Annotated in this window: 9 protein-coding genes and 2 pseudogenes; 9 read left to right on the top strand and 2 right to left on the bottom strand. The window is 65.6% G+C overall.

The genetic code is table 11. The annotated features are described in order from the left end of the window. The first annotated feature begins 143 nt into the window (after positions 1–143). Positions 144–1,469, top strand: a complete 1,326-nt coding sequence (locus G6N41_RS08440) for an acetyl-CoA C-acetyltransferase (RefSeq protein WP_198967105.1) — start codon at positions 144–146, stop codon at positions 1,467–1,469. A 283-nt stretch (positions 1,470–1,752) separates the two neighbouring features. On the opposite strand, the gene G6N41_RS08435 is transcribed toward G6N41_RS08440, so the two are convergent. Beyond that, complete coding sequence (locus tag G6N41_RS08435; RefSeq protein WP_198967104.1) at positions 1,753–3,588, bottom strand: acyl-CoA dehydrogenase; 1,836 nt, start codon at positions 3,586–3,588, stop codon at positions 1,753–1,755. Between the two features lie 542 nt (positions 3,589–4,130). Here G6N41_RS08435 and G6N41_RS08430 point away from each other — a divergent pair. The 7 genes and pseudogenes from G6N41_RS08430 (at position 4,131) to G6N41_RS08400 (ending at position 9,360) form a co-directional block, all read left to right on the top strand. Then, on the top strand, positions 4,131–4,619 hold the full coding sequence (locus G6N41_RS08430; protein ID WP_198967103.1) for a flavin reductase family protein: 489 nt from the start codon (positions 4,131–4,133) through the stop codon (positions 4,617–4,619). 452 nt (positions 4,620–5,071) lie between these two features. Then, positions 5,072–6,322 (top strand): MFS transporter, encoded by a 1,251-nt coding sequence (locus G6N41_RS08425; RefSeq protein ID WP_198967102.1) that lies wholly within the window; start codon positions 5,072–5,074, stop codon positions 6,320–6,322. Between the two features lie 46 nt (positions 6,323–6,368). Beyond that, entirely contained in the window at positions 6,369–7,241 is an 873-nt protein-coding gene (locus G6N41_RS08420; protein ID WP_407663793.1) for an IS5 family transposase, read from the top strand. A 10-nt stretch (positions 7,242–7,251) separates the two neighbouring features. Then, positions 7,252–7,512 (top strand): annotated as a pseudogene (locus G6N41_RS08415) (IS21 family transposase); the annotation flags it as partial. Beyond that, positions 7,509–8,320: pseudogene (gene istB / locus G6N41_RS08410) on the top strand (IS21-like element helper ATPase IstB). The pseudogenes G6N41_RS08415 and istB, both read left to right, overlap by 4 nt. A 73-nt stretch (positions 8,321–8,393) precedes the next feature. Continuing rightward, complete coding sequence (locus G6N41_RS08405) at positions 8,394–8,792, top strand: hypothetical protein (protein ID WP_198967101.1); 399 nt, start codon at positions 8,394–8,396, stop codon at positions 8,790–8,792. 166 nt (positions 8,793–8,958) lie between these two features. Further along, positions 8,959–9,360, top strand: a complete 402-nt coding sequence (locus G6N41_RS08400; protein ID WP_198967100.1) for a hypothetical protein — start codon at positions 8,959–8,961, stop codon at positions 9,358–9,360. A gap of 58 nt (positions 9,361–9,418) precedes the next feature. Here the strand turns inward: G6N41_RS08400 and G6N41_RS08395 are convergent, their stop codons facing one another. Further along, complete coding sequence (locus G6N41_RS08395) at positions 9,419–9,886, bottom strand: hypothetical protein (RefSeq protein WP_231608883.1); 468 nt, start codon at positions 9,884–9,886, stop codon at positions 9,419–9,421. 622 nt (positions 9,887–10,508) lie between these two features. Between G6N41_RS08395 and G6N41_RS08390 the strand changes: the two genes are divergently transcribed. After that, positions 10,509–12,410: a PE family protein gene (locus G6N41_RS08390; RefSeq protein ID WP_198967098.1), complete on the top strand. Its 1,902-nt coding sequence runs from the start codon at positions 10,509–10,511 to the stop codon at positions 12,408–12,410. Positions 12,411–12,420 lie beyond the last annotated feature (10 nt).

The raw sequence follows: 12,420 nt of genomic DNA, 5'->3' as shown, positions 1-12,420 counted from the left end.
GATGTAGGAGCCACCGTATCGAGGACGAACTTACTTCAGAGTAAGAACAGTGGGTAGTATGGCCCCCGACTGCCGATCCCCCAAAACCCAAAGCTCAAGTACATAAGTACATACCGAGAGCTCAAGTACCTACGGAGAGAAAAGTGGCCCCTGCTGCTGAGAAGAATGCCCAGACCAAGCGGCGAGTCGCCGTCCTGGGGGGTAATCGAATCCCCTTCGCCCGGTCCGACGGCGCTTACGCCGAAGCGTCCAACCAGGACATGTTCACCGCGGCGCTGGCCGGGCTGGTGGACCGGTTCGACCTGCGCGGGCAACGGCTGGGCGCCGTCGTCGGTGGTGCCGTGCTCAAGCACAGCCGCGACTTCAACCTGATGCGCGAATGCGTGTTGGGATCAGAGCTGTCCCCGTACACCGCGGCGTGTGACCTGCAGCAAGCCTGCGGGACCGGCCTGCAGGCCGCGATCGCTGCCGCTGACGGGATCGCCGCCGGACGTTATGAGGTTGCGGCGGCCGGCGGCGTGGACACCACCTCGGACCCGCCGATCGGGCTGGGTGAGGACCTGCGCCGCACTCTGCTGCGGCTGCGTCGGGCCAAGTCCAACGTGCACAGGCTGCGCCTGGTGGGTGGGCTGCCGGCCAATCTGGGAGTCGAGATCCCGGCCAACAGCGAGCCCCGGACCGGGCTGTCGATGGGCGATCACGCCGCCATCACCGCCAAGCAGATGGGTATCAAACGCGTTCACCAGGACGAACTGGCCGCGGCCAGTCATCGCAACATGGCCGACGCCTACGACCGCGGATTCTTCGACGACCTGGTGACGCCATTTTTGGGCCTGTACCGCGACGACAACCTGCGCCCCAACTCGAGCGTCCAGAAGCTCGCCTCGCTGCGCCCGGTATTCGGCGTCAAGGCCGGCGACGCCACCATGACGGCGGGCAACTCGACTCCGCTGACCGACGGTGCCTCGGTTGCGTTGCTGTCCAGCGAGCAATGGGCGCAGGAGCATTCGTTGTCGCCGCTGGCCTACCTCGTGGACGCCGAGACGGCCGCGGTGGACTACGTCAACGGCAACGACGGTCTGTTGATGGCGCCCACCTACGCCGTGCCGCGACTGCTGGCCCGCAACGGGTTGACGCTGCAAGACTTCGACTTCTACGAGATCCACGAGGCCTTCGCCTCGGTGGTGTTGGCGCACCTGCAGGCGTGGGAGTCCGAGGAGTACTGCAAGCAGCGCCTGGGACTGGACGCCGCGCTTGGTTCGATCGACCGGTCCAAGCTCAACGTCAACGGTTCATCGTTGGCCGCCGGGCACCCCTTCGCGGCAACCGGCGGACGGATACTCGCGCAGACCGCCAAGCAGCTGGCCGAGAAGAAGGCCGAGCGCAAGGGATCGGCCCAGCCCGTGCGCGCGCTGATCTCGATCTGCGCTGCCGGCGGTCAGGGCGTGGCCGCAATCCTGGAGGCCTGAACCCCCAGTTAACGCCGGCCGCTCGGCGGAACTTCGGTGCCCGCGGTTTGTAACCCCATCTGATGGGTATCTAACTGATTGGAAAGCCCCGTGTTGTGGTCTGACCCCCGACCCCGACCGCAACGCGGGGCAATCTGTTAGATCGACCGCCGGTCATCGGTATTGACGGGCGTACGAAAAGGGCCGCCGCTGGAACGAGGGGAGCCAGCGGCGGTCTTTTTGGTTGAGAAAATAGTTGAGCCCCCGTTCCTGGAACGGGGGCTCAACTGTTGATCGGGGTGCTCTAGAAGGCGGCTTCGTCGAGCTCCATGATGTCGTTGTCCAGCGTGTCGATCACCTCGCGGGTGCTGGTCAGCAGTGGCAGGAAGTTCTTGGCGAAGAACGACGCCACCGCCACCTTGCCCTCGTAGAACGACCCCTCGTCGCCGGTAGCGCCCTCGTCGAGTGCCGCGACGGCCACGGCTGCCTGACGCTGCAGCAACCAGGCGATGACCAGGTCGCCGACACTCATCAGGAAGCGCACCGAACCCAGGCCGACCTTGTAGAGGCTGTTGATGTCCTGCTGCGCGGCCATCAAGTAGCCGGTCAGGGTCGCTGCCATTGCCTGCACGTCGGTGAGCGCCTTGGCCAGCAGTGCGCGTTCGGTCTTCAAACGGCCGTTGCCGGTCTCGCTGTCGACGAACTCTTGGATCTGGCCGGAAACGTGGGCCAGCGCCACACCCTTGTCGCGGACGATCTTGCGGAAGAAGAAGTCCTGAGCCTGGATGGCGGTGGTGCCTTCGTACAGGGAGTCGATCTTGGCGTCCCGGATGTACTGCTCGATCGGGTAGTCCTGCAGGAAGCCGGACCCACCGAGGGTCTGCAGGCTCTCGGTGAGCTTGGCGTACGCCTGCTCGGAGCCGACACCCTTGACCACCGGCAGCAGCAGGTCGTTGATCTTGACCGCCAGCTTGGCGTCCACACCGTGCGCGGCCTCGGCGACCGCGGTGTCCTGGAAGGTGGCGGTGTAGAGGTACAGCGCACGCAGGCCCTCGGCGTATGCCTTCTGGGTCATCAACGAACGACGCACGTCGGGGTGATGGGTGATGGTGACCCGGGGTGCCGTCTTGTCGGTCATCTGGGTCAGGTCGGCGCCTTGTACGCGGGACTTGGCGTACTCGAGTGCGTTGAGGTAGCCGGTCGACAGCGTGGCGATCGCCTTGGTGCCGACCATCATGCGGGCCTGCTCGATGACCTCGAACATTTGCGCGATGCCCTCGTGTACCTCCCCGATCAGCCAGCCCTTGGCCGGCACGCCGTGCTGGCCAAGCGACAGCTCGCAGGTCGCGGATACCTTCAGGCCCATCTTGTGCTCGACGTTGGTGACGAATACGCCGTTGCGCTCGCCCAGCTCGCCGGTCTCGAAGTCGAACAGGAACTTGGGCACGAAGAACAGCGACAGCCCCTTGGTGCCCGGACCGGCGCCCTCGGGGCGGGCCAGCACCAAGTGGAAGATGTTCTCGAACAGGTCGTCGGAGTCACCCGAGGTGATGAACCGCTTGACCCCGTCGATGTGCCAGGAACCGTCGGCCTGCTCGACGGCCTTGGTCCGCCCGGCGCCCACGTCCGAGCCGGCGTCCGGCTCGGTGAGCACCATCGTCGAACCCCAGCCGCGCTCGCTGGCCATCACGGCCCACTTCTTCTGCTCCTCGGTACCGAGGTGGTACATGATCTGGGCGAACCCAGCGCCGCCGGAGTACATCCACACCGCCGGGTTGGCGCCGAGAAGGTGCTCGTGAAGCGCCCACATCAGGGCCCGGGGCATCGGCATGCCGCCGAGTTCCTCGTCCAGGCCGGCCTTGTCCCAACCGGCTTCGATGACGGCACGCACCGAGTCCTTGAAAGACTCCGGCAGAGTCACCGTGTGGGTCTTCGGGTCGAAAACCGGCGGGTTGCGGTCACCCTCGATGAACGACGCGGCGACCGGGCCTTCGGCCAGCCGGCTGATCTCGGTCAGCATTTCGCGGGCGGTGTCGGTGTCCAGATCGCTGAACTGACCTTCGCCCAAAGCCTTGTCAACGCCCAGCACCTCGAAGAGGTTGAATACCTGGTCACGGACGTTGCTCTTGTAGTGGCTCACTACGGTCCTCCTCGTTGAAGAATGCCACATGATGGTTGGGTACTACGTTCTAAGTTACCCACCAGTAACATTGATAAAATATGTCGGTTTGATACTTGTTTGCAAGTTGATGTGAGCTACATTGCACGACCAACCCAACCAACCGGTTGGGATCATGGTTTCCGATCCACCGGCGGTGGCCTCTAGCTGCTGTGATGGCGGCAGCATGGCGGATGTGGGGCGCGTCACCACGGGGTCGAATGGCGGATCTGCGGGCCGACCGGGCCTGCGTAATGGCCGCCGCGTGGCCGCCCACGCACTGCGTTTGTGCTATTTCCTCGGAGGCGGTGCGCGCGACCCGTTTATTGGTGTCGGTCAGCGATTCATGCCTAATTCGGCTCCCCCGATCGGGGCGGCGGGCTCAGTTGGGGGTGCGGACTCGCGCCGCCAGGTCTGGACAGCCCGATTCCCGGTCATCCCGATCTGGCCACTGCCCGCGGGTATCCGGCGAGTAGGGTCGGTGACCAGAAATTGTCCTCGGCTCAAGGGGCGCTTGAAGTCTGGTGAATCCACAGAGCAACCTGACACCATCGTCGCTGCGCGAAGCGTTTGGCCACTTTCCATCCGGTGTGGTGGCGATCGCCGCGGAGATCAATGGCGCGCGGGAAGGCCTCGCGGCCAGCACCTTTGTTCCCGTCTCGCTGGATCCGCCGCTGGTTTCTTTTTGTGTGCAGAACGTTTCGACGACCTGGCCCCAACTCAAAGGCGCACCCATGCTGGGTATCAGCGTGCTCGGCGAAGCTCATGACGAGGCGGCGCGCACGCTGGCCGCGAAGACGGGGGACCGCTTCGCCGGTTTGGAGACGGTGTGCAACGACAGCGGTGCCGTCTTCATCAAGGGCACCAGTTTGTGGCTGGAAAGCGCCATTGAGCAGCTGATTCCCGCCGGGGACCACACCATCGTGGTGTTGCGGGTCAGCGAGGTCACCGTGGACGCGCAGGTGGCGCCGATCGTATTTCACCGAAGTGTGTTTCGTCGCCTGGGCGTGTGACCAGTCGAACTTCTCGAACACGATCCGCCGTGTTCTGGTGGGGAATCACGGGTCCTGACCTGGCGGTGATGATCCGGCGCACCATTTTCGGGCCGGCGTAGCGCGCGGGGGTCGCTTCCTTTTCGTGCGGGTGCGGGTGCGGGTGCGGGTGTGGGCCGCCAAATTGTGGACACGAATGCCTGGCGCCGCGGCGGTACTAATTAGTACCCTGTTTTTTTTGCGTTTCCGTGCAGGAGGTGCAGATGGGAATCGACCGCGACTTCGCCCACTCGATTCCTGGTGCCCCCGATACTGCAGATTCGGATGCTTTTGCGTCGATCATTGGTGGGGCTGAGGGCGTTGCCGGATTGATCGCGTCACCCATGCGCTGGAAGGGCCCCTCGGACCATTCGTGCTGGTTTGCGAATGCGCCCGACGTGGGGGCGACCCGGGTGGCCGGCGGGTAGCAGAACGTGGTGGAAACATCGCGTCCGGAAGGACGCATCGATGGCCTGAGCAAGCGTGTTCTGTGGCTGGTCATCACGCAAAGTGGCTTCTACCGGACGGCACTTCAGCTTGGCAATGTCCCCATCGTTTTGCCGTTTGTGGTGGCCGAACTCCACGCGGAATTGTGGATGGCGGCACTAATTTTTCCCGCGTTCACAGCCGGAGCGAAAATTGGAAATATGCTCGCGCCCGCCGTGCTCGCCGCGGTCCCGAGACGCCGCCGATTGGTCATTATTGTGTTCGGGCTGACCGTCCTGGCCGCCGTCAATGCGATGGGCGCAACCATGGGCGACGGAAACGAAACCGGATCGCTGTTCTTGGTGAATGTGCTCTTTATCGGGGCGGTGTCGGCCTTCTCCTTCGTGGCGTTCGCGGATTTGGTGGCAGCGATGCCGTCGGGAACCGATAGGGCGCAGGTGCTGCTCACCGAAGCCGGCGTCGGCGCGGCGTTGACGGCGATCGTCACCGTGGCGTTGTCCTTCGTGCCCCATGAAGACCACTTGACCAACAACATCCGCCTGCTGTGGACCGCCACTGCGGCGATGGCAATCTCCGGGCTGATTTGTCTGGGGTTGCCGCAGCGGATCGTCCCGCTCGTGCACAAGGCCCCGGGGCTGAACAAGGTCGTGCACGTCGGGCTGGCGGCCCTGCGTCGCGAAAGTTGGTATCGCCGCTACCTGGCAGTTCAGCTGCTGTTCGGATCGGTCGTGCTGGGGAGCTCGTTCTACAGCATCCGCGTTGCCGCAATACCCGGGGACGAGCACGACAACGTCGTCGTCTTGGTCTTGTTCGTCTGTGTCGGACTCGTGGGTGGGATACGAGTGTGGAATCGGATCCGCGAAAGATTTGGGCTGTTCGGCTTGTTTGCGGGCAGTGCGATTCTCAGCATCGCCGCGGCAGTGATCGCCATCGCGTTTCAGCTGGCCGGATCCTGGCCCAACCTGGTGGCCATCAGCCTGGTGATCGCATTGGCGTCAATCGCCAACCAAAGCGTGTTCACCGCGGGTCAACTGTGGATTGCCCACAATGCCGATCCCACGCTGAGAATCTCGTTGATCGCCTTCGGGCGACTCGTCATCAGCGCGTGCCTGGTGGGGTTGAGTTCGCTGCTAGGCATCCTCGCCCAGTTCCACGATGTGGTGTGGCCGGTGATGATCGTTCTGCTGCTCAATGTGGCGGCGGCCTACTCGGCCAAGCGGCTCGCTCCCGCCGACTAGGGCGTGTCTGCTTAATGTGAATGGTGTTTTGGCTGATGCTGTTTGGGTGATGCGGACGCATGCGATTTCTGATGATTTGTGGTCGCTGATCGTGGCGGTGTTGCCTGCGGGGCGGCGGCGTGGCCGGCCGTGGAACGATCATCGACGTACTCTGGAGGGCATTATCTGGCGTTACCGTACGGGATCTCCGTGGTGTGACCTGCCCGAGCACTTCGGTCCCTGGCAATCGGTGGCCGAGAGGCATCTACGCTGGTCGGTCGATGGCATCTACGCGCGGATCTTCGCGGCGATCGCCTCTGACCTCGACGCCGAGGACGCCGACCTGGGCGCACTGTTGTCGGTCGATTCGACCAGTGTGCGCGCCCACCAACACGCAGCCGGAGCGCGCCCGGGCGCCGCACAGGGGGATCTGTCGAATTACAAGAAATATCTCCATGAGCCCGATGACCACGCCATTGGGCATTCCCGCGGCGGGCTGACTACCAAGATCCACGCCTTGACCGACCAGCTGTGCAGTCCGGTCACCCTGGCACTGTCGGCCGGTCAAGCCGGTGATAATCCGATGCTTTGGCCACTGCTGGCCGCCCGGTGCAGCAACTCATACGCCCCGTATCGCCTGCTGGCGGACAAGGCGTACTCCCATGACTCGACGCGGGCACAGCTGCGCCGGCTCAAGATCGCCCATACCATCCCCGAGCGCAGCGACCAGATCACCCGCCGCAAAGCCAAAGGCCGCAACAGAGGACGGCCTCCGGGGTTCTCAGGCCGAATCTACAAGCACCGCAACACCGTCGAGCGAAGCTTCAACCGGCTCAAACACTGGCGCGCGGTCGCCACCCGCTACGACAAATACGCCCTGACCTACCTCAGCGGTGCCACCCTGGCCGCCATCATCACCTACCACCGCGTCCGCAATTAGCAGACAGGACCTAGCCGCAGAGCTGGAGATCCTGCTCGCCCTGGGGGCCGCCCACGGCACCGACGCGCTGATCGCGGCGCTGCACCGGGCGGTGGCGTTTCGCCGGTTCCGGGCCGCCGACGTGCGCTCCATCCTGGCCGCGGGCACCGGAACCCCACAACCCCGCCCTGCCGGGGATGCGCTGATTCTGGACCTACCGGTCGCCCCGATGCGTTCCCTGGACGCCTACAAGATCGGACCCGTCGGAGCCGATGACGAGGTGATCTCATGACCACGACATCACCAACGACTGCCGTCGAACCCGTGGCGCCGCCGTCGGTGCCGCCGCTGGCCGCTGATCTGGATGCCGGGCTGCGGCGGTTGAAGTTGGCCGCGGTGCGGCGCAGCGCACCGAGGTCTTGCTGACCGCCAAGACCCAACGCTGGACTCCTGAGGAAGTGCTGCGCACGCTCGTCGAGACCGAACTGGCCGCCCGGGATGCCTCCAACATCGTCAACCGGCTCAAGGCCGCCGCGTTCCCCGTCTCGAAAACGTTGGAGTCCTTCGACGTGGCCGCCTCGTCGATCCCGCCGAAGGTTTTCGACTACCTGTCAAGTCTGGAATGGATACGGGCCCAACAGAACCTGGCGATCATCGGCCCGGCCGGCACCGGCAAATCCCACACCCTGATCGGGTTGGGGACCGCGGCGATCCACGCCGGGCTCAGGGTCCGCTACTTCACCGCCGCTGATCTCGTCGAGACCCTCTACCGCGGCCTGGCCGACAACACCGTCGGCAAGATCATCGAATCGCTGCTGCGGGTCGACCTGATCATCTTGGACGAACTCGGCTTCGCCCCACTCGATGACACCGGTACCCAACTGCTGTTCCGCTTGGTCGCCGGCGCCTACGAACGCCGCAGCCTGGCCATCGGGTCACACTGGCCCTTCGAACAATGGGGCCGGTTCCTGCCCGAGCAGACCACCGCAGTCAGCATCCTCAACCGCCTGCTACACCACGCCACCCTCGTCATCACCGACGGCGACTCCTACCGCATGAAGGACGCCCAGCACCGGAAGGAGCAACCCACACCAACCTAGGAACTACCGCCCGGGGTGGATACTTCTATCTGGCCACCAGCGGATACTTCAACTTGGCCATTGACACCATGTTGTGCTCAGACGCGGCTACTACAACGCAGCTAACGACAAAGGCTTCGGTTGGGACAAGATCTACTGGAAGCACGGGCTGATCAACCCGAACGTGTTCAAGGACCTGATCTCGCATTCTCGTCCGATAAGAAATCAAGGTGGTTCTCTGGTCTATGAGGTGCCGATCAACAAGGCCCATTGCACGTCGGGCTTTCTCGGTTTACCCAGTTACACCGACACCGGCGAGAGTCTGACGATGAGAATCGTGGCGAACACTAACCCCAGCTACGACGTACCCGGTGGCGGGCAGAAAGGAATGATCACGATGTTTCCCCTCCCTGGGGGCAGCGGAGTCGTTGAAGTACAAAAGAACTGGACTCTGACACCGCCATGGGTGAACAACTATGCACCCATCAACTGAATCCTCACCGAGCCAGCCGCCCCCGACCGACGCAGAGTGCGACTTTGCAGCCAGGGTCCTCGACGAGCTGCTTCACCACATAGAGGTAGGCAACGCCAATGCTGCCGCCTACCCGCGGCCGGGACGTTGCACGTTCCTTGTGTCGCACGCGTGGACAGCCGGCGCGGTGATGCACTTGGTTTACACCGCGCCGCCATCGGATCGCACCTGGGGCTTGGCCCGCGACACCCGAGAATCGTTGATCAACCCGTCCCCGTGGAACGAGGCCGACAATCCTGCCCTGTACTATTACCTGCTCGATCTCGAAGAGAACTGGCCAGGGGCGCACTCCCGAGAGCCCGGCGAGAATCCCGACCGGATCTGGTGGGCAGGTGATCCACTTACAAACCTCCCCGCACGTCTCGCCAAGCTTCCCGAGGACCACCGCTACACCCCTCCACCGCCGGACCCGGCGTGGATCGACCACACCCCGCCAGTAGTCAACGAACCGCGCCGCTACGTGGACCCGAACGAACTACAACCGCCGCCAGATGCGCTTCGCCCGACTCAAGTAAGAACAACGGATTAGGGGCAATCTCGGGTGTCTCCCACATTGCTCTCTGCCAGAGGCTCTCCGTCAGAGCGGATCACAGCCCAGGAGGGTACTGTCGCCCCCGCTGCTCGCTACGTATTTCTTCCCCCCACCGCTCGATATTCTCGATTTCCTCGGCGCTACGGGTCCTCCCGCCATTTGGGAATAAAAGCTTGGCGCGCTCGCGACCGCCGATTTTGCGGCGCCGCTGCAGACCGCGCAGTAGGCCAATCGCCTCGCTGTCAGAGAACCCGGTGACGATCGCAAAGTCCAGTCCAGCACCGACAAGTCCGCTGGGCCAGGTGATTTCAGTTAGAAACAACACTCGCGCCCAGTCCAGATTGGTCAGCGGCTCATCACCTTGCACAGCACGCTGAAGGCGAAGAGTGAGTTCTCCGAACTCCTCCCACGTCGACAGCCCCAGCATCTGAAACGGAAACGGTGCACCAGATGCTGCCCCTCCCCACTGTTGCAGGACCTGTTGAATGAACTCGCGTTCCCTCTCGGTCAGATCGACCGCCACTAACTCGGATGAGCTTGTCATCGAGTCGATCGTACGACCGGCACCTGACGTACGAGGGTGTCGACTGCCACGATGGTGGGAACCAAGTTTTGGCCAGTCCAGCAATCGAGCGACTTCCGACGACAAAGTTCCAACCGGAGCCCGAAATCCCACCGATTTGTGATGGTGGCGTAGGCACGAAGTTGCGTCGCACGGCCCGGGCCAGGTGGTCTGATTACGAGGCTGCACGATGGCTCGGCCTACGATGGGTGCCCCTGAGCCCGCCGTCACACTTTCCGGGGATGGAGCCGGGTCTGCTGCGGGTCGCTGTCCGATAGCTGCAAACCACCGCCATTCAATGGAGTCAACAAGCCGTTGAACTTGCCGCTGCCTCCCTCACCAGGGGAGCCGCTTCAACCCGCCGCGGCGGCGGGCAGGGCCGGGAGCGGTTGGCGCGTTCCACTGGGGTATCAGCGTTCGGGCCCCAGGTCCGGCCGGCGGTGACGACATGCCCGACTATCAGCGCGTCAACGTTGGATGAACTGCCCATCGCGCCCACCAGATCGCGATACGCTGTATTCCTGACTGATTCCTCGACCCACTGACCAGGCGGCGGCCGGTGAGCTGACGAGAGGACTGGCTCATGTCGTTCGTTTCCGTCATCCCTGAAGAGCTGACTGCGGCAGCCACGAACCTGGCCGGTGTCGGATCGACGATCAGCACGGCCAATGCCGCCGCGGCAGGCCCCACTGCCGCGGCGTTGGCCGCCGGCGCCGATGATGTTTCGGCGGCCGCCTCATCATTTTTCGGCGCCTACGCGCGGGACTACCAGGCGTTCAGCGTGCAGGTCGAGGCCTTTCACGACCAGTTCGTGCGCGCCGTTACCTCCGGTGCGACGTCGTATGCGGGTGCCGAGGCCACCAGCGTCCAACAGATCCTGCTCGACGCGATCAATGCGCCCACCCAAGCGCTGCTGGGACGCCCGCTGATCGGCAACGGCGCCAATGCGGCCCCGGGATCCGGCGCAAACGGGGACGACGGCGGCATCTTGTACGGCAACGGCGGCGCGGGTGGCTCCGGAGCGGCCGGCAGCAAGGGCGGTGACGGCGGCGCCGCCGGATTCGTTGGCAACGGCGGCGCTGGTGGAGCCGGTAGGAACAATGCCGCGGGGGGCTCCGGCGGGGCGGGAGCCCTGCTGTACGGCAATGGCGGAGCTGGCGGCATCGGAGGCACCAGCGCCGGCTCGGGCGGAGCCGGCGGCACTGGCGGGTTCGGCGGCGGCCTAATGACCAGTGGGGGCGTCGGCGGGACCGGCGGGGCCGGTGGCCTGCTGTTCGGCACTGGCGGCGCCGGCGGCGCCGGCGGCGGCAGCAACGCCTTCACCGGGGGTGACGGCGGGTCCGGCGGGGCCGGTGGCCTGCTGTTCGGCACCGGCGGAGCCGGCGGCGACGGCGGGCTCGCTCAAGGCGCCATGTTCGGAACCGGGGGTAACGGCGGCACCGGCGGGGCCGGCGGCACGTTGTCCGGCATCGGCGGGAACGGTGGAGCCGGCGGGCTCGGCCAAGTCAGCGGGGGCGCGGGCGGGGACGGCGGAAACGGCAGCGTGTTCTTCGTTGGGGGCGGCGACGGCGGTAGCGGCGGGCACGGCACAACCGGTAGCGGCGGCAGCGGCGGCTTCCTGCCCGGCGGCGCCGGAGTCGCCGGGCTGATCGGCGATGGCGGAGCGGGCGGACACGGCGGCAGCGGCGGCAGCGGCGGCGGGACCGGAGGAAGCGGCGGGAGCGCCGGCACGCTATTGGGCAATGGCGGGGCCGGCGGCGGCGGCGGATCGGGCAGCACCACCGCGGGCGGTGGCGGCAGCGGCGGCGACGCCGGCGCGCTGTTCGGCAATGGCGGGGCCGGCGGATCGGGCGGATCCGGTGCCGCCACCGGCGGATCCGGGGGAACCGGCGGCTCCTCCGCACTCCTGTTCGGCACCGGCGGGGTCGGCGGAAGCGGCGGGACCGGCGGGGCCGGCGGACAAGGGGGCGCGATGTTCGGCAACGGCGGGGCCGGCGGAGCGGCCGCCACACTGTTCGGCAGCGGAGGCACCGGTGGGGACGCCGGAAACGCCGGCGCCGGCGTCACCTTCGGGGGCTCCGGCGGGGAGGGCGGGGCCGCCGCCCTGCTCGGCGGGAACGGGGGTTCCGGCGGGCATGGCGGAATCGGAAATGTCGGCGGCAAGGGCGGGGCCGGGGCTGCCGGCGCGATGCTGCTCGGCAATGGCGGCGACGGCGGCGATGGTGGAAATTCCCTTGCCAGTCTCGCCGGTGCGGGAGGAGCCGCCGGTAACGCGGGGCTGATCGGCAGCGGCGGCACCGGCGGGGCCGGGGGCCAGAGCTTCTCCGGCACCGGCGGTAAGGGCGGCGATGGCGGCAGCGCCCTGTTGATCGGCGACGGCGGCAACGGCGGCAACGGCGGGACCGGGGCTACCGCTGGTGTCGGCGGCACCGCGGGCACGGGTGGCTTCCTGTTCGGACTGGACGGGATGAACGGGTCGCCGTAGCTGTGCGGCG

The organism is Mycobacterium shottsii (genome assembly GCF_010728525.1).
GTDB classification, from domain to species: Bacteria; Actinomycetota; Actinomycetes; order Mycobacteriales; family Mycobacteriaceae; genus Mycobacterium; species Mycobacterium marinum.
This window is presented reverse-complemented; position numbering and strand designations above follow the sequence as displayed.